Origin of the sequence: Saccharicrinis sp. 156, from assembly GCF_050589685.1 — a bacterium.
Classification (GTDB): Bacteria; Bacteroidota; Bacteroidia; order Bacteroidales; family Marinilabiliaceae; genus Saccharicrinis.
The window spans coordinates 71,587-96,212 of the sequence record NZ_JBNGOS010000004.1; the positions used below are offsets into that span (position 1 = coordinate 71,587).

The following is a 24,626-nucleotide window of genomic DNA, read 5'->3' on the forward strand; positions in this document are numbered from 1 at the left end:
TCCGCAATCAGGAAATATAAAATGCGAGTAACGACAGGCATTAGGGGTTGCAGAGTGTTTGAAAAGGCGAAAATAGCTCAGTTGGTAGAGCACGACCTTGCCAAGGTCGGGGTCGCGGGTTCGAGTCCCGTTTTTCGCTCTCCGGATGAATAATCCAGGATGCTCGAGTGGTGGAATTGGTAGACACGCAAGACTTAAAATCTTGTGTCCATTAGGACGTGCGGGTTCAAGTCCCGCCTCGAGTACCAAATCAAAAATCATTTTGATACAAAAGCGCTTAAAACTAAGGTTTTAAGCGCTTTTTGTTTTTTGTGCATATGGCATAAAATACGGATCACGCACAAAGTTTGGGTCTGTTAAAAAATATGGTTTATTTAGCTGTTAATCCAATGGCTTAATCGATAAATTTATTGTTAAAACTGAAGTGGCACTACCTCTTATGGTGCCTGTTACCGGCATGGTATTTTCAAACTGTACGCTCGATGCTATCGGAATATGTGTATGACCAGCGACAATACCGTTGCTTGGATCAAAACCAACCCAACCGGCACCCGGCAGATACACTTCAATCCAGGCATGCAATTCAAATTCAGGATTTTCAATAGGTATATAATAGTACCCACTGACAAACCTCGATGCAATGCCCATATTTCTTAATAATTGGATCTGCATCCAGGCCACATCTCTGCAGGAACCCGTTTTTAGTTGAAATGTTTTGTCCGCTGCGTAGGCATATCCAGTTTCGCGGGATTCAATAGTAAAATCTGTGTGAATTTGTCTGGTAAGTTGTGTTAAAAAAGGTATTGTTTGGTGTTTGGATTGTTTTTCAATTCTACGTCCGTATTCAATAAGGGCTTCAGAAATCTCAGAATAAACCAAAGCATTTCGCAAAACACTTTGTACTGAATCTGGATAGGCGAAAGGTAAAATAAAACAGCTCGAAGGATATAAGATAAAACCAAAGGGATTATTTTCGTATGTGTGAACAACGGATTCAGCCTTAATTCTAAGCTTATCCACTAACCCATCAAACCAGCATAAATGTAGCAGATTATTTTCCGCATCCAGATGTTCCGATATTCCAGATGGTTCGGGAGAAATTTGCAAATCAAAAGAATCAGGTATATTATGGGGTGTAAACTTTGGTTTAAATCTTAAATAATGAGGCTCCAGAAATACCTTGGAGCTGAAATGATATTCCGATAAGTGAATGATTTTAAATTTCATTTTGGATCCATCTAAATTTAGTTCTTCCTTATTTTCTGCTTCGGGTTCTTCTTTGGCATTTTTCGCATAATCCCCTTATATTTGCTCAACGAATTGGGTGTTTTTTAGGCACTAAAAAATACCCAGCATAGACCCTAATGCAGTTGCAAGTCCCAGGAAGCTCATAAAACCTACAATGTCGGTAACGGTGGTTAAAACTATGGAAGAAGATTGTGCAGGATCCTGTCCAATGGATTTTAGAAAGATGGGAATAACGGCTCCGGAGAATCCGGCTATAATCATCGAAAAAATCATGGAAATAGCAATTATCAGGGCCAACCCAAAAGAAGATGCCCAGAAATAAACAATAACCGAGGTGGTTAAGGCCACCGCTATGCCGTTTACAAAACCAACGGTTGCCTCTTTTCTGGCTACTTTCAACCATTGAGACGGACGAATTTCGCGAAGGGAGAGGCCGCGCATAGTCACTGCCAGCGCTTGGGAGCCTGTATTTCCCGACTGGCCTGCCACAACAGGTAAAAACACTGCCAACACGGTTATTTGTGCAATGGTATCTTCGTAAATGCCAACTACCGCAGCAGCAAGAAACGCCGTTGCTAAGTTTATTTCAAGCCAAGGCAACCTCTTTTTAACTGCAAAACCCACTTTCGAAAGCGCTCTTTCTTCTCTGCCTGCACCAAACATTGCCTGAAGGTCTTCTGTTGCATCTTGTTGAGTCGCCTCCACCAAGGCGTCGTGTCGGATAACTCCGAGTAGATTGTTGTCTAAATCGACAACCGGAAGATTAAAAAGATTGCTGTCTTTAAAGATTTCAACAATTTCTTCCCTGGGATCCATTATATGCACCGATTTGGATTCTTCCGCTAAATCACTCAGTAGCTCTTGCGGCGAGGAAATAGCAATCACCTGAATAGGTATTTTACCTGCTAATTGTCCCTCTTTGTTGATAACATATACGGATGTAATTTTGCGGTCTTTGAGTAATCGAAGTTTTTTTAGAACATCTTTTACCGAGTTTTCGATATTAAATGTTAAAATCTTTGTATCCATTAGATAGCCTGCGGAATCAGAAGGATAGGTCATTAACTCATTTATTTCCTTGGATAGATTGTCGGGCAATAGTCGAAGTTTTAGTTCCGTTTTCTCGGTACCTATTCTTGAGAGGATAAGTGCCGCATGATAAGCGTCCATACCTTGGAATAGTTCTACAAAAAAAGAATCCTCCATATCAATTATAGAGGCTGAAGATACTGCCTTGTCGAGCTTAACAAATATTCTCCTTGCTATATCTATTGGCTGGTCCTTTAAATAGTTAAGTATTTCAGAAACGGAAGCTTTGTTTAAAACATCTGCGGCTTCCGAAGGAAAACGCTGCAAGAACCTATTGATTAGCGTATGTTTAATTTCTTTTGTCTCCATGTTTCGTTCTTTACGGTTTTTACTTTGTACTTCCCGGATTATTCCTTAGAAAACTTGCAAGCCCTATTTTGTACAGTTCTCCAAGTGCTGCACCTGTTTGGTATAACTCATTATCAAAACTACTGGTTTTTGGAGTATGTTTTTTCAAAGCTTCTTTTGATACTATTCCTAAAAAAACTCCTTTATTGTCAACTACCGGGATTTCAAACAATGATTCAGTCCAAGTTGCTTTGTCTGTAACGGCTGAAATATTTGCTGTTGCTGAAATCTTAGATGGATTAGGATTCATAAAGGTTTGGATGAATGTATTCTCATCACTGGTAATAAGTTGCTTTAACTCTATATGACCAACTAATAATTGATCCCTGTTAAGAATGAAGATATGCTGTGGTAGATGAGGTTTTTCTTTTTTTATTTTAGCCAGCGCTTTTTTTACAGTTTGCTCTTCGTGCAAAGTAAAGACTGTCGGATTTAGGAATGCACCAACCGTGTTTTTGGGATACTTCAATATTTGACGAATATTTTGGGATGTTTTTTCGGGCAATTGATTCAATATATCGTTCCGTAAATCTACGTTAATAAGTCTCAATAATATTTCGGAATTAGGTATAGGCAATTGTTCAATTAGTACGGTGGCCAATTCAGGTGTAATCTTTTCCAGACATGCGGCAGCTCTATTTCGATCCATTTGGCACAGTAATGAACACGCCAAATTCGACGGAATTGATCCAAGAAAAAGGACTATGTGGTCTATTGGCATATTCTCTAAGGCAAGCAATGCATCACTGGTGTGATTTTCAATATAACGCTCAAGTATATATGGTTCAATTTTCATGGGTCATATCTTTTATGACGGTTTTTGTTTCGTTAAAATATTTAGCGGGTATAACAACTTTGCCTGATTTGGTGTCCAGTGTTACGGAGGTAGCAGTAATCTCAATGATTACTCCTTCTACTTCGCCAATTTGAACGGTGTTTCCCGTTTTGTAGGTTTTTTGAATGTAATAGGAGCTCAGAATATTACTAACCGAAGTTTTTGCACCAAGACCAAAGGCCAATGCTGCTCCAAACAACAACGCGCCTAATATTATTGATATAATATTTGTCAAAAAAGCGATATCAATTCCAAGTTGGTTAATAGCCACAATTACGCTAATCGCAACAATGCAATATTTAGTAAGGCCTCCAAGATGTTTTCCATTGGTTACAACTGTGTGTGCAGTAAGCGAAATAATAAGGTCTTTAGTCAATTTACCGGCAATGAAACCTAAAAAAACTATGATCAGGGCTGCAATAACATTTGGAAGATAATTAATGAGGCTATCGAACCATTTAGTCAGAAAAGTTAATTCTAAAATTTGAGTGATGATCGCTACTGAAAATAATAGAATAATCCAATAAAAGGTTGTGGCTATAAAATTGGCTGAACCTTGTAAGTCAACATTTACTCTCTTGTTGTTTAATTTGTCGTTGATAAAGTGATGGAGGTATAGGATAAACCTTTTTATTAATTTTCGGACAACTCTGGCAAGCACGAGACTGGCGAACAAAACAAGAATAGCCGACAGTAAATCCGGTATGTGCAGAATTATTTCAGAAATTAAATTGTTCAGTAATTCTTTAACTTCATTGATTATGGTATTCATCTTCATGTAGTGATTAATGATAACAATTTTTAATATAATAAAATTACAAATATCTACACAGTAATTTTAGATTAATACGGATTCCAGAGTCGTTGGTCACTTTTACTGGCAATGGAACGTATAGCCAATGTGGCTATCGGTAAAATTGGTTTAGTGATCTTTTGATGGCCATGTTGTCCCTAATCTTAAAATTTAATCATAATATTGTCGTTAGACTTCATCAAAATACCCATTCGATGAGTAAAAATCCAAACATTACTTAAACACAGCAATGTGAGATTGCCTACATCGGGTTTCCCTCTTTAAGGCTGAGACCTGGTGATATTTAGGAATTTTTTAGATTCCTAATGACAGATCTCGGTTAATTTATCAAAATACACATAATTCACATTTGATGATAAAAATTAATCATGTTGGGGCCATTTCAGAACCTATACAATTCCGATATGCATTACTGCATCCCCCTGATGGAGAATGGGGTTGTTGTTTAATCCAATAACAAAACCTGAAGCAGGCGATTTAACCGAGATTTTGAAATCCCCAAATGGATCTGTAATAGATCCAACGACCTGATTCTTGGTGACCTTTTCGCCACTTGAAATCATACTCTGAAAAATTCCTGAAGTATGAGCCCTAATCCATGAGGAACTTTTAACTATTTGGTTCTCGTAGTCGGGGCTAATCGTTTCCGATGAGGTCATTCCCAAGTGTTTCATTACCCTGATGGCTCCATTGAACCCCTGTTGAATAGCATATTCGTCAAAACGTGATGATTCTCCGCCTTCGTATATAAGTATGTTTTTATCCAGTTTGTTAGCGGCATAACGCAAGGATTTTGGACGGTAAGCTGAATGTACCGTAAAGGGTGCGTTAAATATACTTGCCAATTCTTGATTAATGCTTTTTTTCATATTGCATCTTATTTGGGGATGATTAGTGCGTTCGGCACCGCCAGTATGAAAATCCAGACCATAATCAATCTTAGGAATGATATCTTTCATTAAATAATTAGCCACTCTGCTGGCCAGGGAACCATTTTTATTTCCCGGAAAAGATCGGTTAACATCTTTTCCGTCGGGTACATATCTTGAAAAATGAATAAAGCCGTATACGTTGATTATGGGTATACAGATTATTGTACCTCTTTCAGGTACATTTTTGCCTTCTTCTATTATTCGCCTGACTATCTCAATACCATTAATTTCATCGCCATGGAGCCCTCCAATTAATAAGAGGACTGGACCAGGTTTAAGCGCCCTTGCCACGTTAATTACGATGTCTATTGGGGAATGAGAAGGAAGTCTGGCTATGTTAACTTCCAGTTTTTCATTATCTCCCGGACGTATCTCGGTATTATTGATTATCATATAAAATTGGGTTACGCCTTAACTTTATCTTTCGGAATTTTCTTACCGTTGGCTGAACTCTCGATATATTCCACTATTTTTCCGGCTATATCCACACCGGTAGCCTTTTCAATTCCCTCCAGGCCAGGTGAAGAATTCACTTCCAATACCATAGGGCCTCTTTTCGATTGCAGCATATCAACTCCGGCTACGGCCAGCCCCATACTCTTGACAGCCTTCAGCGCAGTTGATTTCTCCTCCCTGCTCAATTTGATGATGGTTGCATTACCGCCTTGATGCAGGTTAGAGCGGAAGTCGCCCTCTTTACCCTGTCTTTTCATTGCTCCAACTACTTTTCCGTTTACAATAAATGCGCGAATATCAGCACCTCCTGCTTCTTCAATAAATTCTTGCAGGATAACTCTTGTTTTTACGCTGTCAAACGCCTGTACAACCGATTTGGCTGCTTTATTGGTTTCAGCTAATACAACGCCCACGCCTTGTGTTCCCTCCAGTAATTTTATGACCACAGGTGCCTCTCCTATATGGGTTAATATTTTATCGTCTTCTTTGCTAAAATTTGTAAATGCCGTTTTTGGCATTCTAACTCCTTCCCTGGACAAAATTTGTAAACTCCGCAGTTTATCCCGGGATCTGGTGAGCGCAAGAGAATCAAGTGTGCTAAATACTTTCATCATCTCGAATTGCCTAACAACGGCCGCTCCATAAAAGGTAACCGATGCCCCAATTCTCGGAATTATGGCGTCAATCCCCGTCAATTTTTCACCTGAATAAAAAATAGATGGCCCCTCGTCGTCCATGACAATATCGCACTTAAGATGATCTATTACCATTCCTTCATGTCCCTTTTGTTTAATTGCTTCCATTAATCGCTGCGTAGAGTACAGCTTAGGGTTTCGTGACAATACTATTATTTTCATTTTTCTGTTTTTTTTAGTTTAAATGATAAATCTTTTAATGCGACATCTACCACGAATCGACCAGTAAGAAACTCTCTTCCTAATAGTATCGGGTATTTCATTTTATTTCGGTTCGTTAGGGAGAAATCAAAGGCTTTGTTCTCTCCAAAAACAATCATTTCGGTTTTTATGGTATAGCGGTGTTCAGTTTCGCCTCCGGAATTTTTGACCAATTTGTCACTGAATTCTTCAAAATAAAAAACCTTGTCTTCGTATAGGGAATGTGAAGGGTCTAGTACCTTAAATGCCAGAATTTCTTTGCCATTTCTCATCACTAATCCAATGGAATGACAATGTAGCGTGCATCCATAAGCTCCGGTATCTATTTTTGCCTCGATGTTATTTAACTCGAGGCCTGGCAAATCAACTTTATCTTTTCTTCCGATTGTTATCATAGAATATATCATTTGGACTAAAATAATTTCAACGGTCACTTTTCATATATCAAAGCTATCTTTAATTGGTTGGCTTATGTTGATTTGTGCAAGTTATTTTTTTATTATAAGGAAAGCCAAATAACCTAAAAATATTAGCAACAGCACCCCGGCCTCCCATCGGTCCAGCTTTTTACGTACTCCTGTAAACATGGCTATAAATAAAAACACCTTGGAAAATATTAATATTCCAATATCAAAATTGAATGCAGCGCTGTAATCAATTGGAGAAATAATTGAACTTATTCCAAGGATTAAAAAAATATTAAAAATATTAGAGCCAATCACGTTTCCAATGGCCAAATCACTTTTCTTCTTTATGGCTGCAACTACAGAGGTAGCCAATTCGGGTAACGATGTCCCTATTGAAACAATGGTTAATCCAATAAGTTTTTCACTAACTGATAGCATTCGGGCAATTTGTATGGCATTATTGACAACAAACCTACCACCCAAAACTAATCCCGTCAGACCGAGTATGATATAAATGACTGTTTTCGTCAGGCTTAGCTGTTTGGTTTGTGTTATATCTGCATTTGTTTCCTTTTTCGCACTAAAAAAGATGTAGACCATAAACAGGCAAAAAAAGACCAGTAATATAATTCCATCTGTTTGATTAATAGTATTAGCTGTTGACTTAAGCAAAAGGGCGTCGTTCGCCAAAGCGATAAGAATAATTGCTGCTGCCAACGAATATGGTATTTCTTTCCATATTGTACTCACCTGAACCGTAATTGGGTAAATAATGCCTGATACTCCCAATATAAAAAGAAGGTTAAAAATATTGCTTCCGATGATGTTGCCCATGACAACATCGTCGTAACCGTTTACCGACGCAATGGTGTTGACCACGAGTTCGGGCGCTGATGTTCCAAAGGCTACGATGGTTAGTCCAATAACCAACTCGGATACATTAAATCTTTTAGCAAGGGAAGAAGAACCGTTTACCAAAAAATCAGCGCCTTTTATAAGTAGACCGAAGCCGACAACTAAAAGTAGAATTGATATTATCATTACGATTAGTTTTTAATTCGTTGGCGTCCAGTTTCCCCTCCAAATATCGTTTCCGGACACCTTATGTTTTACTACATCTTTCAGTTCCATCCGGCAACCCCTGCCGAAACAATAAATTTCATTACTTCAGCCGGTGAAATATCAATGGGCCTTACCTGAGCCTTGGGAACAATAAACATCTCTCCCGAAAAGTTATAGGAGTGAGGAAAATATACAGCCACTTTATCTTTTTCATCAATTAACGATAAATCTTCTTCTGTAAGAAACCCAAGCTTTTCAAGATCTGAAAGCATATTCACTTTTACCAATACAGGTTTATTGAATTTTTTTTCTTTCCCTACAAAGGCTGAAAATAAATCGTTGAAAGCTGAATATATTACTTTGACCAATGGCGCCTTTTTTATTAGCTTTCCAAACAAGTACTTAAAGGGCCGGCCGATAAAGGTCTGTCCCACAAAACCAATGAATACAAGCAGTGCAACAATAATTACCACTCCCAGGCCCGGGATGTTTATGTCAAGAGACTCCTTCAGCCATTGCTGTAAGATGTCATCAACAAGTTTGAATATTACATAAACTATATAAACGGTAATTCCTATCGGGGCTATGAAAAGGAGGCCTTGAAGAAAATAATTTATTAGTGCTTTCATGGCTGTCAAGTTTAGAAATTTCGTAAAAGTCTGTTCTCATGTCTTTTTAGGCATTTGATCTACCAAATGTATGTAATTCATTTAACATTCCTAGGTCCAAACAGCAATCAGGGATATTTCAATATTGGCTTAGGGATAGTCTTAATTCCACTTTAAGGTAAAGCAAAGTCAGATGGCATATAGAGTTTACATGATAAAATAAAGTGACCTCCCATGTTTCCCGCAAGAATAATTATATTGGATTAAACTGCAAACTCAATAAAATTTATTCGTAGTGGTTCCGAAAATAAGGCCAATTCTCGCTAAACTTATGCTTCATCCGAGCAACTGAACTCAGTTGTTAAAGGTGCAACGAAAAATTGGAAGGAAAGAATCACATCAGTGTGATAATCGTTTCCGGAACTAATAAAATAGTTCATAAACGAGTATCCTAATTTTTACAAAAAACTATTTAGGGTTACGCTTTAGTGCCGGGCACCTACAAACGTCTTTCATTATATAGCTAAATACAGGCTGCTAAGCCCTATCTGCGCGAATTACAAAGTATATAACGAACCTATTAAAGCGGTGTATAATAATTTAGGCTATTTTTTTTATCGTGTAACTTCTGCCGTTGTATTCAAAAGTATCTCCTGTTGTAAGACCTTTCATGGCTTTATAGATAGGTGCTTCCACAGAAAGGCATGTGATTTTATAACCCTTGTGGTTAAAACTTTCAACGCTGGTCGAAATATAAAAAACATGATCTTGTACAAATACCAGTGAACCAGGATCCACAATTGCGGTTGGTTTAGCGTTTTTGTACCCGTTAATAAGTTTGATCTGTGCTTTTATTAAATTCGCTTTTTGTTGCATGGCCAATGTCATGTCCTGATCTTCAGTGTTGTGCGACAGTGTTTCGGGCTCTATTTCACCTTGTTTGACACCGTCCTCGTCATCACGTATATTAGCAATAAACTGATTAACTTGTGCAAGGTTTTCCTCCAGATGTTTAATAGCAACCTTATGGGCTTCCGCCTTAAGAATATGCGCTTCAATTTCTGATTTACTCATAATCGTTGATTTTTTTGGGGTCATCTATTACCATAAATAACGAAAGGTTCCTCAGGAGAGGAAATCAATTTCAATTAGCTAATTGAAAAAGTTAAACAATAGTTTGTTTCTCTCTTTATAATTTAGACCTGTGTATAAAAAAAAAGTCACATAAATAAAATGTTTTTCTACGGACATTTTTTTTTGGTTCATGGTCGTAGATATCCTTGAGATCTATATGTAACCTGTATGCTCTTTGTTTCCAAATATGGGTATTTATATATTGCGATATGCTTCAATAGCTTTCTTTACCGATCCGTGCAATAAAAGGAGTCTTTTGGCATCTTCGTACGCTAGTTTTGTTTCTTCCATAATCATCCTTGATCCCCTGTCGACTAGTTTCTCGCTGGTCAGCTGCATGTTGACCATCTGGTTGCCTTTAACTCTTCCCAGTTTAATCATAATGGTCGTGGTCATCATATTCAAAATCATTTTTTGTGCAGTGCCTGCTTTAAGGCGTGTGCTCCCGGTAACAAACTCGGGCCCCACAATGGCCTCAATGGGGTATTCTGTTACTTGGGCCACTTTGCTGTTCGGGTTGCACGTGATGCAGCCAGTTAATAACCCATTATAGCGGGCTTGTCTGATACCCCCAACAACATATGGGGTGGAACCTGATGCTGCAATTCCTATTACTGTGTCCATTTCGTTAATATCAAAAGCTAAAAGTTCTTTCCAGGCTTTGTCGGGATCATCCTCGGCAGCTTCAACGGCTTTGCGCAAAGCGGCATCACCTCCTGCAATCAAACCAATTACCATGTTGTCTGGCACGCCAAATGTAGGCGGAAGTTCGGAGGCATCCAGTACCCCTAATCTTCCGCTAGTGCCGGCACCTAAATAAAAAACCCTACCGCCTTTTTGCATGCGGTCAACAATTCTTTCCACAAGTTCTTTGACCTGGGGTAATGCCTTTGCAACGGCAACATGTACATAGGCGTCCTCATGATTAATGGATGTAATTAACTTTTCCACCGACATAATCTCAAGATTGTCGAATTTGGAAGAGGATTCAGTAACGCTCGGTTTAGTTTTGTTTGCTTTTGCCACGAGGCAATTTTTAGTTTTTGAGTGATATTGTTCCAGACCATCCATGGGCGACTGGGTAACTGCACCCAAGGTTAAATGATTTTTGTTTAATGCTTTTATCAGTTGTTCTTGAAAATGATAGGCAATGCTACCGGTAAAATTTATTTCAAGGTGTAAAACGTTGTTATACTGAAGTAAATTGCGTTTGATGAATTCATCGAATGCGTTGGTCACTAAATTGTAGATTTCCTCAATTTCGATGTGTTTGGATAAAAACTTGGTGAACTGGGCCAAGTACCGGTTTGCCAATGGCTTCTTGTATATGTTGTCCAGTATTTGTGCCCTGTTGGTATTGTGTTCCCGGAAAAATAGCCTTATGACCTGTTCCGGAAGTTGGTTCTTCAATATGTCACCTATGAGTTTTTTACCCATAACGGCTCCGCTTCCCTCGTCGCCAATGATGTAGCCTAATGGAGAAACGTTGTCTTTTATGTTTCTGCCATCATACAGACAAGAGTTGGATCCGGTTCCGAGTATGCATGCTATTCCTGGCTTACTGCCACAAAGAGATCGGGCTGCTCCCGTCAGATCGCTTTCTACAGTTATGTTGTTTATGTTAAAAAAGTCTCTAAGTGCTTTTCTAACGATGTTAATCTTATCTTCGTTCGCACATCCAGCACCATAAAAATAGATTTCTTTAATTGTAGTCTGATCTATGGTGAAATCGTCCTTTAAGCTCCTAAATATCTCTTCAGAGGTTTGGTGGAATGGGTTGATTCCCTTAGTGATGCAGGTTTGTGAACTGCCGTTGTAAATTCCCCTCCATTCTGTTTTCGTCGATCCGCTGTCTGCAATTAGTATCATGACTTCTAAAGTGTGATTTGAATTATAAGTGCTTTGTCGTTGTTCTTATCATTTTGGACGAGCAAAACCCCAAAGATGATCTTGTAAAATAATTGGAAAGGTACTAAAATATGACGCAGTTTTTGGGTTGTTTTATACACAATAGTTAGTTAAAAAATTAAGAGGCAATAGTGCCGTAAAATATGAGCTCGTTAGCCCTTTTCATTTTTTTTGGTGAGTACGGATTTAACCCGAACTTGTCAAAAAATAGATTCAGCTGTAATATATTGTGGTTTATGGTTTTAATATCATTCATAGAAAACGCTTTTCGTTGTTCTTTTGGCACGTTTAACCACCCTGTAACTTTTGCGAGATTAACTGAAGTCAGTGAGGCATTAAAGTGAAAATCGAGTTTATTTTCATTTCTGGCCTGGCAGTCATTTAAACCAGTGTGCTGTTTTGCATCCAGATATAGAAATTCGATTTGAAAACGGCTCCTGTAATATTTCACGATCTCCAATGGTTCTTGTTTTGTATCGGTTGAAAAATAGAGTTTGTAAATTTGTTTTCCATTTTTACCGGTATATACAACATGTACCAACCGAATGTTCCTTTTAAGCGATTTGGAATATACCGCGCCGCTATATATTGATGAATCTTTATCTTTATGGCACAAAGCAAAATAATCCATGTCGATATTATGATGGTAAACTTTACCTACATATTTTTTGGGCCTTCCCCGTTTTCCTGTTGGCTCTCCCTGGTATAGGTACCAAAGGTCGGCATCGTCCCTGAGTCGGCCTACCATATGCATGCCGCATTCCAAAACCTGATCAACAAATATTTTCTTGGAAAACCAGGCATCTGCAACTAGGTACGGTGAGATTGTTTTTAGTACATCTTTACGTTCATTAATGACTCCAGCGTACCAATCTGCCAATGACTGATCCTTGCTTGGTATTGTCTGAATGGCTTCCAAGTGAAAAGCGGTATGATTATCCACATCTATTGCTGCCAATCCTCCAGTTTCCAAACCCCATTTAGATTGATTGGCACATCCTGACCAAAAGTAACCAAGTCCAGGTGTTTTCTTCCCTGACTTGCTGATATAAGAAGGATCAAATGCTATTACATACCGACCACTTCCATGCGACAAAACAAGTTCTTTGTTGAATGTTAAGAAATCGAATGGTTTTTCAAATTGTTGTCGGTATCTTTCTTGACTTTCGCATTGGGTCACCCTAACAATATTTTAATACAATATTGTATAGTTTTACTTGATCCGGGGTCATTTTCAATAGGCAAGATTTATTAAGTTTGGAGTCAGGTAGCGTGTATGTTATCTGGTACATATTGTGAGTTAAGTCTGCAGCTTTCCTTATTGACAAGTCAGTATCTTCAAGTCTTAAAACTCTTTCAAGCTCCTGGTAAATAGCGTATGCTGTAAATGAAATACAAATTTGAGCCTCTATTCGACTTCTTAACCTATGGTATATCGGGCGTATGCGAAGGTCTGTCTTTGACATTCTGAAAGCCCTTTCTATGTGCCTCAGGTTGGCATAGTTGTTTATAACCTCTTCTTCTTTAAGTTTAGTATTTGTTAGGTATCCTTTTAGCCCATCCCATTTGGCATCGTTTTCAAACTTTTCATAATTAATTGCAATGGTAACATCGCCAGACATGGTAAGGTATTTATTGTACCCTCTGTTGTTAATACTTGATTTTGTCAGTTTCCCGGATTTTACTTTCTTCTCCAGTCTTGTCAACCCCCGCTTTCGGTTATATGCATCTTTAGATGCTCTTTTTTTAGAGTAGGAAACAATAAGCCTTTGCCCACTTGGTTTGTCAATACAAAACACTTCTCCATCCTCAAGAGAAAGCCTTAATATCTGCTGTTTCAACTCTTTAACCTGGCACCTAAGATGTACTCGTAATTTTCTTTTTCTAGAGCAATAATGTTATCTTTTGAGAGTAAACCTGAGTCAGCTACAATTATGGGTTTTGACAAATTAAACTTAGCGCTTATCTTTTCTAAAAAAGGGATGAGTGTATGACCTTCATAAATATTTCCTTCAAAAATGTCGTAACTTATTGCATAACCACCCAACCCAACGAGCAATTCTAAAAAGATTTGAGGTTTCTGATGTTTCCCGTCCTTGCTAAAACCTGTTTTTCTTAAATCGTCTTCATCGCTTGCTTCGAAGTACAGTGTGGTCATATCATAAAAAACAACTGACACATTGCCGTTCAATATTTTTAAGGTGTGCGAGAAGGCTATCTGTTCAATCAGTCCCTTCTGCTTGTTGTTTAGCTTGTCCAAAAAACGGTAAACCTTATCATTGCTTAAACGAACGCCTTGGTAACGGTAAACATACTCAACTGTTTTCAACTTACTTAAGGGAAAAGCCAACCTTGAAATTACAAGGTGCCTGAATAATTCTTCTTCAATTTATTGGAAACCGATATGATTATAAATCTTTCCAAATATTAATTCTGGACCAATAGTCCTAATGTCTGAGTTACCGATATTGAGTAGGGTTTCTTCAGCGAGGCTATCCTTATCAGATAAGAAAAGGTTGCTTTGACCAGTTATTCTTTCAATTTCTTGATATCCAACCTCAACCAACTTTTTAATTTTCTGTTGCGTTGTGGCGCATCCTATTGTTTTTATAAGACTGTTCCGACCCTTAACCTTCTGTATCACCTGTACAGAAACGCTTCCAGAGCTATTGCGTTTTTTACGAATGAACATTGAAATATATTTGGGTCACCCAAGTTAAAAAAGAAACTCAGTAACAAGGGATACAGAGGGTGCCCCGAAAAAGTGCGGAAGTCAAGTTCCGCCTCGAGTACCAAGTAAAGGTTTCTTCTAAAGCAGAGGAAACCTTTTTTTATTAATCACCATGCTTCTTTCAGTTTAATGTTCATAACAAACTACTGTGGGAATATGTCTGTAAGTCTCATAAAACCTGATTAATACGGTACTCTCCCGGCGATTTGCCAATATGTTTTTTGAAAACCTTACAGAAGTATGCATTGCTTTTATATCCACACGCTTCAGCTATTTCAATACACGATTGTGAAGTGGTATTTAATAGTAGCTGGGCTTTTTCTATACGTTGTTTGTTAATGTAATCTAATGGTGTTAGTTGCATTAATTGTTTGAATTTTCGGGTGTAATGACCAGTAGATAAACAGGACAATTCAGCCAACCTAGTAACTGTAAGTTCGGTTTCTAAATTGGAATGAATATATTTTAAAGACAACAAAATATCACTGGCATCTCCTTTTTCAAGGTCGATTTTAGGGTAACCTACAAATTTTGATAACAACAGGTATAGTAATCCCGATGATGTTAAACTTCGATCTGCATCATATATCGGATGATTCCAGGATTTGCTGCTGAGGCGTTGGTATATCCTGGGGTCTTTTGCAGGCAGTTCCATGTTGGGATTTGTCTCATAAAGTCTTTTGAAATAATCAGAATGCTCCACTGAGGCTTCAATCTCATAATTAAAGTTAAACAATTGGTAAATGCTTAAATTATTCCGAAGCTGAATGGTAAATGTAGCATAGTAATGAGACAATTCATTTTCGCACACATAACTGCAGTGTGTAAAACTCGGTATTAAGTAAAGGTGTCCTTTCTTCAAGTGAATTCTTTCTTCACCTATGTAGATGCTTGCTTCTCCATCTGTTACTAAATATAATCTGCTAAATGAACTAATGATATTTCTGTAATTCCATTCAGTCCCCACCTTGCAACTACCTACAGATGAAAGGTTAAAAGATATGTTTTTCAAAAGCTCAGAGGGGTTCATGTTGTATGTTTTGTTTATAGAAGACAAAAATAACATAAAATGCAGATATTAGCGAGGTTTCAAAATTGCGATGTTCCAAATGGACAATAACTTGTTTGGTTTGTAAAACACTTTTATTACTTCACTTTCTAAATTTAACATTAAATTTAATGCAGAATATAATGTTCAATTATACAGGAAAATCGGATAACACAAAACGTAGCGATAATGCTTTAAAAAAAGTAAAGCGATTGCAACAGGCAGCCAACCATCAAGAACCAGATAGGATTCCTATTGGGGAGTTTTTTTGGAACAGTTTTATAGATAGGTGGAAAAGGGAACTTGGATTGCCCGAAGATGCTAATCCTTATTACCATTACAATTTAGACTGGATAGTGGTGAACCCCAATATGGATCCTCATATTAAAAAGTTCGATGTTATTTATGAAGATGAACAGGAGGTGCATGTTGAAACAGGATATGAGGTAGTGATGCGAAAGCGTCATGATTTTCCTATGCCCGAAATGATGAAATGGAATGTGGATACCATCGATAAATTACTTGAATTTGAGTTTGATGATCCATACGATAAACGTCGGTATTTTGAAGCCGGGGATGATCATATAAATGGAGTTGGAGATACATTCCACAGGAATACACCTGCATACTTTGAGCGGGTAAAATCCTTTTATTCCGATTTTGCCGTGTTTGGGGGAGTAGGGGAGATTAACGAATGCCTTACCCGTTTAATAGGCCAGGAAAATGCCATGTTATGGACTATGATGCATTACGATCGTTTTCCTGAAGCCGTTGAAAAAGTAGGACAGTTTTATTTGGATATTTGCAAAGCCCAGGTTGAGGCAGCCAATGGGCTACTTGATGGAATGGTTATTTGGGGAGATGTGGCCTATAAAAACGGAATGTTCTTCGACCCGGAATATTGGCGTGAACATTTTAAACCATGGGTAAAAAAAATGGTAGATTATTGTCACGAAAAAGGATTAATGGTAATTTACCATGGTTGCGGAAATGTGAACTCCATTTTTAAAGACTATATCGAAATAGGCATTGACTTTTATAATCCTCTGGAAGTGAAAGCAAATATGGATGTGAATCAATTAAGGGAGCGATACGGTCATGACATTGGTTTTTGCGGCAATAACAACGTGATGAATTGGGAATCGGGAGATGAAACACGCATAAAAGAAGAGATTCTAAGAAAACTTGAAGCAGCTAAAGGAGGAGGATTTATTTTCCAGTCCGACCATTCCGTATCCAGCGAAGTGTCAGGTCTCACCTATGATTATATCATGAAATTAGTAAGAGAGAACGGTAATTATCCAATTAAATCATAATTGAAAATCAACAAATACATCCCGCTTAATAATGCAAATCAGTTAAATACAAACAAATGAGCAAGCTATTAAAAACAACCTGCATAATAATCGTCTGCATAAGCACAACTTTGGCCAATGCACAAAAAATGTATAAACCAACCTGGGAATCCCTGCAACAATACGAATGCCCTGAATGGTTCCGGGATGCCAAATTTGGTATCTATACGCACTGGGGTGTCTATTCCGTTCCCGAATGCCCTTCAGATTGGTACGGGCACAATATGTATTATAAAAATCATCCCAACTATAAATCTCATACCGAGACGTACGGAGCAGTGAACAAGTTCGGTTATAAGGATTTGGTTCCCCTGTTTACAGCACCAAAATTTAATGCCGATGAATGGGCTGACTTATTTGTAGAGTCGGGGGCACGTTTTGCAGGACCTTGTGGAGAACATGCCGACGGTTTTGCGATGTGGGATTCTAAAGTTAATCCGTGGAATTCAGTTGATATGGGACCTAAGCGTGATATTGTTGCTGAGTTGGGAAAGGCTATTCGTAAGCGCGGTTTAAAATATGTGGTAAGCCTACACCACTCGTGGTTATGGGGGTGGTACCCAACCTGGGACGAAAATACCGATTGTGCCGATCCTGCCAATGCATCACTATATGGCGAAAAAGTACCTGAAACCGCATGGAGGACTAAAGACACAAAGGGTTACTACAAAGTAAATCCAATGCCAAGTGCAGAGTTTGAGCGGGTTTGGTTGGAGAAATGTAAGGAGGTAGTTGATGGCTATTCACCCGACTTATTGTGGTTCGACAATCGTGTTCAGATTCTTTCGGAAAAAACACGTCAGGAAATGATGGCGTATGCCTATAATCATGCCGAAAAAAATGATCAGGAGTTTGTACTAACTTTCAAGCGTCCTGATTTTCCATTAGGAACAGGAACGGTTGATCTGGAGCGCAACAGGATGCCTAAAATATATCCTGAGCCCTGGTTAACCGACAATTCGATTTCTCAAAAATTATGGATATGGACAACAGAACTGGAATGTTATCCTACAAACAATCTGATTGACGACCTGGTAGATATTGTGAGTAAAAACGGTAACTTACTATTAAACTTGGCACCACACCCCAATGGCACCATTCCTGAGGATCAAAAGCAACGGCTTAGGGAAATAGGAAAATGGTTAAAACTTAACGGTGAAGCTATCTACGAAAGTCGTCCTTGGTTAATCTATGGAGAAGGCCCTACCGAAACAAAAACAGGGCATTTAGCAGATATGAAATTTGATGGTTTTGGTGATGAGGACATCCGCTTTACAACCCGTGAAGGACGGTTATACGCCATTGCCTTGGGATGGCCGGAGTCAGGAGTACTTCCAATAAAGTCATTAGGTTCCAGCAATTATAATGGCAAGGTTAAAAGTATAAAACTAATAGGTAGTGAATCTAAAATAGTTTTTAAACAAATGGAAAATGCTTTAGAGATTCAATTACCCGAAAATAAGCCTTGTGAGCATGCTTTTGTGTTTAGGGTGAATTAAGAGGAACAAATAGCCTTAGTTAAAAGGGAGTTATTAAATAACCTGTACTCAAAGCATATAACTCCCTGTACACATCTAAAAAAACCGCCTTTGTCTAATATTTTTAATTCTGAAATTTACTTCCTGTTGAAAAGTAAAATGTTATGAAAAAGATTCTGCAAGCTCTTATGTTTTATGTGGTATCCATCTCGCTACATGCAGGTCCCCCAGACCCACCTGCCGGTAAAGTATGGATTTTGAATCCGCTTATGAGCGATGAATTCGGTCCGCAGGGAGCAAACCCCGATGTGTTTAATGTGTACACCAAAGACAGGTCGTGGGGCAGAACTGCCGCATTTGACCCCAAAGCTATTAGAGCCGAGCAAGACCCTGATAACGATAGCAATTACTTCTTGACAATGAACCCAATCTGGTATTATGAAGATGAAGTATGGCACAGCGATAAATTGGATCGTACGTTTACTTTTGCAGGAGGAGCATTGGATACCAAAAACCTTCAAACCTATGGTTATTTCGAAGTATGTATCCGTCCTTCCGATTTCCCAATGGGATCCGGAGTGTTTATGAATTCGCGACAGATTACAGCTACCGAATGTCTCGATAAATACTCAACGGAACTGGATTTAATCGAAAACATGGGTTATACTGGTCCGGGAGCAGGAGAAAAAGATGACAGGGGTGGTTTTTTTAATTATGTACAACATGTAAATAGTCATACAAAAGATCTAAAATATATCGACAACGATGGTAATTGCGTTCCTTATGAAGGATGGGATGCGTGGGATTCCAGAGGTGCCGACCATTACACACTAGAAGACCCTCATGCCTTCTTTACCGTGGGTATGTGGTGGGAAAACGCTACAACTGCACATTTTTATAATAATGACAGACTTTTTAGCACTGTTACCCCTGCGAGGGATTTTAAAATACCCATGGCATTGATTTTATCCATGGAAACCTATATCACTGCTGGTAAAGAAGAAAATAATGCCGGAAACCCAAAACCCGAAGAGTGGATGTGGGAGGATGATTTCCGCACACGTGACCAAAGAGCGGTAAAATACGATTGGGTTAGAACATGGAAGTTAGTTGATGTTAATCCCGATGACTTTAATGAAGATAAAGATAACATTGAAGTCTATGAAGCCAATCAGAACGCTTATCTGGGTGAGAATATTAACGCTACCTTGATTTATTCTGCTTGTAAAAACCAATTTGTTACAGCTCAGTTGTTATCGCCGACCAATGAAGTAATAGATGATACTACTATAAGTGTTAATCAAGGTGTTCGTTCCCTGTCTCTTAAATTTAGTACCGCATCCATCACTGATGCAAGCGATAATTATACGCTTAAATATAGTATCGAAGATGAAGGAACGGTGGTTTTTACCAATTCTGTACAAATCTCGTTTACAGAGAAGCCTTTGACTAAAATTCTTTATAAAGAAAGCTTTCCTACCTCTCTTGAACCGGCATCTTCAATTAACCTTGATGTAGCCTACGAAGCAGATACGGTATGTAAGTTAGTGGTTGAAGTACATAAACCTAACGGCGATGGACTTTCATGGGATAGTCAAATAGTGCAAGCTGGTAAAGGCACTATGAAGTTTAACATAAACTTGTCTTCGCCTCTGGAATATGGGACGGACTATTATTTTAGGGTATATATGTTTAGAAATGGGATGAATTGGCAAGATCCCCAGGCTGTTAACCTCGGCAACTTATTTTTTAATGTTGAAGACCCTTGGGAAGCTACAATAGAGATTCTTGAAGTGGATAGCGTATTCACAGACGATGAAACTATCGGTATTGAGTTTTCTTATGCCACTAAGACTGATGGGGACTTATCTATTCTTTTATTAGATAAGGATGATAATATTGTCGCATCTGAATACAGAAAAGAACGGTATGGTAATAGAATCATTAGTCGTAAAATGGATGTGGAATCGACACTAAGTACCGATGACCAATATAAAGCAATTATAACCTACATTTCAGAAAGTGAGGAGTTTGAAATGGTGAGCGATACAATTTCAAACATTATGATTCATAAGGCTAGTGTTGATATTTCAATAGGAGAAAACGATTTTATAAAGGAAGATTTTAGTATCTGCCCCAATCCTTCGTCTGGAATAGTTTACATAAAATTTAACCAATCTCGAGAGTTAATTAAAAGTGTTGAAGTAGTTGATATTACTGGAAGTCTGTTTTTGCGGAACACCATTGGCATTAATTCGAGTACGTTTGAAATCGACATGTCAACTTATGTAAATGGAACTTATATCATTCGGCTTTCAACGGAAGACAATGTTTACACAAAAAAGATTGTGAAAAAATAGCAAAATATCCTTACAATTTAATCCATCATTATTACAATTATTCCTATTTCATATTAATTGCATTAGAGTTTATTTTGTATTTCCAGAAATTTTAACAAACAATAAAAACCTACATAATGAATCGGTTACATATTTGCGTAGCTCAAAGAGCCTGTGTATTACTTGCAATGTTATTGGTATGCACTAGTTTGTTTTCAAAAAAGAAACAACCCAATATCATCTATATCATGTCCGATGACCATGCTGCACATGCCATTGGCTCGTATGGTGGACGATTATCGAATTTAAACTTAACCCCCAATTTAGATAAACTGGCAGCAGAAGGAATACGTTTTGAGAATGCTTTCTGTAACAACTCAATTTGCACCCCTAGCCGTGCTTCGATCATCACAGGACAGTACCCGCAAACCAATGGAGTATTGGATTTAGATATTCACCTTGATCCTAAAAAGCAGTATTTACCACAAGAGTTGAAAAAACTAGGGTATAGTACTGCCGTTATAGGAAAATGGCACTTGCACGAAGAACCTTCGGCATTTGATTATTACAAAGTATTACCCGGGCAGGGTAAGTATTTTAACCCCGCATTTAATGAAAAGGGAAAAGGAACCTGGCCCAAAAACAAGGTTAAGTCCGAAGGTCATTCCAGTGATGTTATCACCGACTTATCCATTGATTACCTAAAGAATGTTGATAAGTCAAAGCCTTTCTTTTTGATGCATCATTACAAGGCACCTCACGACTTTTTTGAGAATGCGCCACGTTATGATGTTTTTTTGGAAAACACAGAAATTCCTGAGCCGGCAAGTTTGTACTACCAGCCCAATTGGGGTTCTGAAGGGACAAGAGGAAAAAATGACTCTTTAATAAACTATATCGGCACTTCCATTTCCGATAGGCACATGTACCGCGATTATAATTTATTTTTTTTCGAAGATTCTTTGGAAGGAATTAATAATTCCGCTCATTTAGCCTATCAACTTTACTTGAAAAGATATTTACGTTGCGTAAAAGGGATCGATGATAACTTAGGTCGACTTTTTGATTTTCTGAAAAAAGAAGGACTTTGGGAAAATACAGTTATTGTATATACCAGTGACCAGGGTATGATGTTGGGCGAACACGATCTGCAGGATAAACGTTGGATGTACGAAGAGTCGATGCGTATGCCATTTATTATGCACTATCCAAAAATGATTGAAGAAGGTCAGGTAACGGATTTGTTGATTAACAATACGGACTTTGCACCAACTATGATTGAACTGGCAGGGGGAGAAGCTCCTGAGTATATGCAAGGAAAAAGCTTTATCAATACCCTTAAAGGAAAAGAAGAACAAGATTGGCGTACTGCAACCTATTACCGCTATTGGATGCACATCATTCATCATTATGTTCCTGCTCATTTTGGGGTTCGCTCCAAAGATTATAAGCTGGTATTTTATTATGGTAAGCACTATTTGCCTGAATCGGAATTTAGCAAGCACTATTGGGGTAAACAGTATTTTGGTATAGAGCGTGAAACACCTCACAGCTGGGAATTTTACGACCTGAAAAACGATCCGCAGGAAATGAATAATCGTTACGATGACCCTGCTTACAAAGAAATAATCACAGAGCTAAAAGCCGAACTAAAAAGGCAACGTGAAGAGTATAACGAAACGGACGAGAACTATCCGGAGATACAAGCGATTGTTGAAAAATATTGGGATTAATAGAGTCTTGACTCGAATTTAAGTCAATGGTTGAGTTTTCAAACGAAGTGTTTTTTCATTTTTGTATACTGGCTTCCATTTAAATCAGGGGAGACGCATTTATCTTATGCAAAGTTTCAAGTCAAGCTACCGACATCAGCAATGTAGCTTATAACCCACTTTTCTTTAATTTTGGAAAGACAGAAAGCTGTTTGACCGCAGGGAGTTCTTTCTGTCTCAAAATAAAGAAAATAGTGGGTAAGCGAAGGGTGCAGTCTGCGGACCTTTTTGACTGTATAAAACAAGTAAAAGCCTTGCGACTAGAACAAAATAAAGATGGTTCTCTTGGAAATAAAGTCTTTTAAGAAAAAGTTTAAATTGATATGCGTATATCAGCTAATAAAATAAAGCTATTCCTGTTGCATTTCATTATTTTATGGATGACTGCTCAGGTAATAAGCGCAATTAAGCGTCCGAATGTGATTCTTATCGTCACTGACGACCAGGGATATGGTGACTTTAGTTGCCATGGCAATCCCGTAATAAAAACACCCAATATTGATAAGCTGTATGATGAATCTGTACGATTTACCGATTTTCATGTAGATCCAACTTGTGCCCCTACCCGGGGTGCTTTGATGACGGGTAAATATTCACACCGGGCCGGAGTGTGGCATACCATAGCCGGAGGTAATCACCTGCGAGCTTCGGAAATAACGATGGCCGATGTGTTTAAAGCTTCGGGTTATCGTACAGGAGCATTTGGGAAATGGCATTTAGGCTCCAACTACCCGTATCGTCCGATGGATCGTGGTTTCGACGAGTGGTTAGGGCATGGTGATGGCGGCACTGGGACCACAGACGATTGGTTTGACAACGACCGGGTAGATGATATGTATTGGCATAACGGAGAAAGAGAAAAGAGAGCGGGTTATGCTCCCGATGTATTTTTTGATGCGGCAACAGACTTCATAAAAGAGGGCGAAAATGATGAACCTTTCTTTGTATATCTGGCCACGTATCTTCCCCACGATCCTCATACGGTACCTGATAAAAAAATGGTTAATAAGTATAAAGGTAGTATTTCGGATTACGTGGCCTACTTTTTTGCTGGTATTGACCGCATCGACCAGAATATTGGCAAGTTGAGAAAGGTGCTCGAAGAAACGGGAAAAGCTGAAAACACCATCCTTATTTTTATGAGCGATAACGGAGGAACGGCTGGAGTCAAACTATACAATGCCGGAATGAGAGGTAAAAAAACTCAGCCTTACGAAGGAGGTCACCGGGTTCCATTTTTTATTCATTGGCCAGATGGAAACTTAAAACATGGAAAAGATGTAACTGACATTACGGCTCACTTCGATGTACTCCCTACATTAATAGACCATTGTGGATTATCGGCTCCGAAAAAAGTGGAATTCGATGGACGAAGTTTTAAAAAGCAATTACTTAAACCGGAATTGAAATTATCCGATAGAGTTCTTTTTGTTGAAAACCAACGGACTTTTACTTCTCAACAATGGCATCAAACAGCAGGTATGATGAATAACTGGAGACTTGTAAATAACAAGGAGCTTTATGATTTATCGAAAGATTTCGGACAAAAAAACAATGTGATTAGTCAATACCCTGAAGTGGCTCATAAAATCAGAAAAGCTTACAAAGCTTATTGGAAACGTGTATCGCCTGGAGACCGTGACAAACCACGGTTTATTGTTGGTCAGAAAGAAGACCCTGAAATCTTCTTAAGCCCTTCCGACTGGTATCTGCCCAAAGTACCCTGGAACCATGCTCAGGTTGCAGCCGGAAGCCCCGAAGTCGGAGCATGGGATATCACTGTTTCGGAGAACGGTTTATACCGTTTTGAAGTAAGGCGTTGGCCTCGTGAAACCAATGCGCCCATCCAGGGTGTTCCAACCTTTATAAAAAAAGTGGATTCGTGGACTATACATGGAGGAGTTGATAAATTTATTTATGGAAATGAAACGAAAATTTTACACATTCAGACAATTAAACTTGAAGTAGGAAGCCATTCCGAAACGAAAAAAGTTAATGGCAACGATAAAGAGATAGTTTTTGAACTGAACTTACAAAAAGGTGACACAACTGTAAAGGGAACCATGTTTAATCAGGAAGGAGAATTAATAGCTGGTACTTATTACATTTATCTAGCAAAAGTTAAATAAGCCATTTTCACCATGTATATAATCAGAATATATTCCT

At 38.4% G+C, this 24,626-nt stretch carries 18 protein-coding genes, 2 tRNA genes and 1 pseudogene; 7 read left to right on the forward strand and 14 right to left on the reverse strand.

Features of this window, described 5'->3' with window-relative positions; translation table 11 throughout:
* Positions 1-66: 66 nt before the first annotated feature.
* Positions 67-139: transfer RNA gene (locus ACRD64_RS03070), tRNA-Gly, on the forward strand.
* 22 nt (positions 140-161) lie between these two features.
* Positions 162-248: transfer RNA gene (locus ACRD64_RS03075), tRNA-Leu, on the forward strand.
* Between the two features lie 133 nt (positions 249-381).
* On the opposite strand, the gene ACRD64_RS03080 is transcribed toward ACRD64_RS03075, so the two are convergent.
* From ACRD64_RS03080 to ACRD64_RS03145, 14 genes and pseudogenes are all read right to left on the reverse strand, one after another.
* On the reverse strand, positions 382-1,227 hold the full coding sequence (locus ACRD64_RS03080) for a transglutaminase family protein (RefSeq protein WP_430931695.1): 846 nt from the start codon (positions 1,225-1,227) through the stop codon (positions 382-384).
* A gap of 111 nt (positions 1,228-1,338) precedes the next feature.
* Positions 1,339-2,646 (reverse strand): magnesium transporter, encoded by a 1,308-nt coding sequence (locus ACRD64_RS03085; RefSeq protein ID WP_430931696.1) that lies wholly within the window; start codon positions 2,644-2,646, stop codon positions 1,339-1,341.
* 19 nt (positions 2,647-2,665) lie between these two features.
* Positions 2,666-3,481, reverse strand: coding sequence for a magnesium transporter MgtE N-terminal domain-containing protein (locus ACRD64_RS03090; RefSeq protein WP_430931697.1), 816 nt, complete (start codon positions 3,479-3,481; stop codon positions 2,666-2,668).
* Positions 3,471-4,292, reverse strand: coding sequence for a mechanosensitive ion channel family protein (locus ACRD64_RS03095; RefSeq protein ID WP_430931698.1), 822 nt, complete (start codon positions 4,290-4,292; stop codon positions 3,471-3,473). The genes ACRD64_RS03090 and ACRD64_RS03095 overlap by 11 nt, the downstream gene beginning before the upstream one ends.
* A 431-nt stretch (positions 4,293-4,723) precedes the next feature.
* On the reverse strand, positions 4,724-5,659 hold the full coding sequence (locus ACRD64_RS03100; RefSeq protein ID WP_430931699.1) for a succinylglutamate desuccinylase/aspartoacylase family protein: 936 nt from the start codon (positions 5,657-5,659) through the stop codon (positions 4,724-4,726).
* 11 nt (positions 5,660-5,670) lie between these two features.
* Positions 5,671-6,579 carry a 30S ribosomal protein S6--L-glutamate ligase gene (gene rimK / locus ACRD64_RS03105; protein WP_430931700.1) on the reverse strand — a complete coding sequence of 303 codons (909 nt, stop codon included), beginning with the start codon at positions 6,577-6,579 and terminating at the stop codon, positions 5,671-5,673.
* The gene (locus tag ACRD64_RS03110; protein WP_430931701.1) at positions 6,576-7,013 is read right to left on the reverse strand and encodes an ATP-dependent zinc protease family protein; all 438 of its coding nucleotides are present in this window, start codon (positions 7,011-7,013) and stop codon (positions 6,576-6,578) included. Before ACRD64_RS03110 ends, rimK begins: the two co-directional genes overlap by 4 nt.
* A gap of 93 nt (positions 7,014-7,106) precedes the next feature.
* Complete coding sequence (locus tag ACRD64_RS03115; protein ID WP_430931702.1) at positions 7,107-8,066, reverse strand: calcium/sodium antiporter; 960 nt, start codon at positions 8,064-8,066, stop codon at positions 7,107-7,109.
* Between the two features lie 80 nt (positions 8,067-8,146).
* A complete protein-coding gene (locus ACRD64_RS03120; protein WP_430931703.1) occupies positions 8,147-8,716 on the reverse strand; it encodes a DUF502 domain-containing protein in 570 nt (189 codons plus the stop codon).
* Between the two features lie 579 nt (positions 8,717-9,295).
* Positions 9,296-9,769 carry a hypothetical protein gene (locus ACRD64_RS03125; RefSeq protein WP_430931704.1) on the reverse strand — a complete coding sequence of 158 codons (474 nt, stop codon included), beginning with the start codon at positions 9,767-9,769 and terminating at the stop codon, positions 9,296-9,298.
* 255 nt (positions 9,770-10,024) lie between these two features.
* Entirely contained in the window at positions 10,025-11,698 is a 1,674-nt protein-coding gene (locus ACRD64_RS03130; RefSeq protein WP_430931705.1) for an N-acetylmuramic acid 6-phosphate etherase, read from the reverse strand.
* A 157-nt stretch (positions 11,699-11,855) separates the two neighbouring features.
* Entirely contained in the window at positions 11,856-12,917 is a 1,062-nt protein-coding gene (locus ACRD64_RS03135) for a transposase (protein ID WP_430931706.1), read from the reverse strand.
* A gap of 1 nt (position 12,918) precedes the next feature.
* Positions 12,919-14,429, reverse strand: a pseudogene (locus tag ACRD64_RS03140) (IS1634 family transposase).
* Between the two features lie 208 nt (positions 14,430-14,637).
* Entirely contained in the window at positions 14,638-15,498 is an 861-nt protein-coding gene (locus ACRD64_RS03145; protein WP_430931707.1) for a helix-turn-helix domain-containing protein, read from the reverse strand.
* A gap of 149 nt (positions 15,499-15,647) precedes the next feature.
* On the opposite strand from ACRD64_RS03145, the gene ACRD64_RS03150 reads away from it, so the two are divergent.
* From ACRD64_RS03150 to ACRD64_RS03170, 5 genes are all read left to right on the forward strand, one after another.
* Positions 15,648-16,832 (forward strand): uroporphyrinogen decarboxylase family protein, encoded by a 1,185-nt coding sequence (locus tag ACRD64_RS03150; RefSeq protein ID WP_430931708.1) that lies wholly within the window; start codon positions 15,648-15,650, stop codon positions 16,830-16,832.
* 56 nt (positions 16,833-16,888) lie between these two features.
* Positions 16,889-18,370: an alpha-L-fucosidase gene (locus ACRD64_RS03155; protein WP_430931709.1), complete on the forward strand. Its 1,482-nt coding sequence runs from the start codon at positions 16,889-16,891 to the stop codon at positions 18,368-18,370.
* A 143-nt stretch (positions 18,371-18,513) separates the two neighbouring features.
* Positions 18,514-20,709: a T9SS type A sorting domain-containing protein gene (locus ACRD64_RS03160; protein WP_430931710.1), complete on the forward strand. Its 2,196-nt coding sequence runs from the start codon at positions 18,514-18,516 to the stop codon at positions 20,707-20,709.
* A gap of 116 nt (positions 20,710-20,825) precedes the next feature.
* Positions 20,826-22,421, forward strand: coding sequence for a sulfatase family protein (locus tag ACRD64_RS03165; protein WP_430931711.1), 1,596 nt, complete (start codon positions 20,826-20,828; stop codon positions 22,419-22,421).
* Between the two features lie 362 nt (positions 22,422-22,783).
* Positions 22,784-24,589, forward strand: a complete 1,806-nt coding sequence (locus ACRD64_RS03170) for an arylsulfatase (RefSeq protein WP_430931712.1) — start codon at positions 22,784-22,786, stop codon at positions 24,587-24,589.
* Positions 24,590-24,626 lie beyond the last annotated feature (37 nt).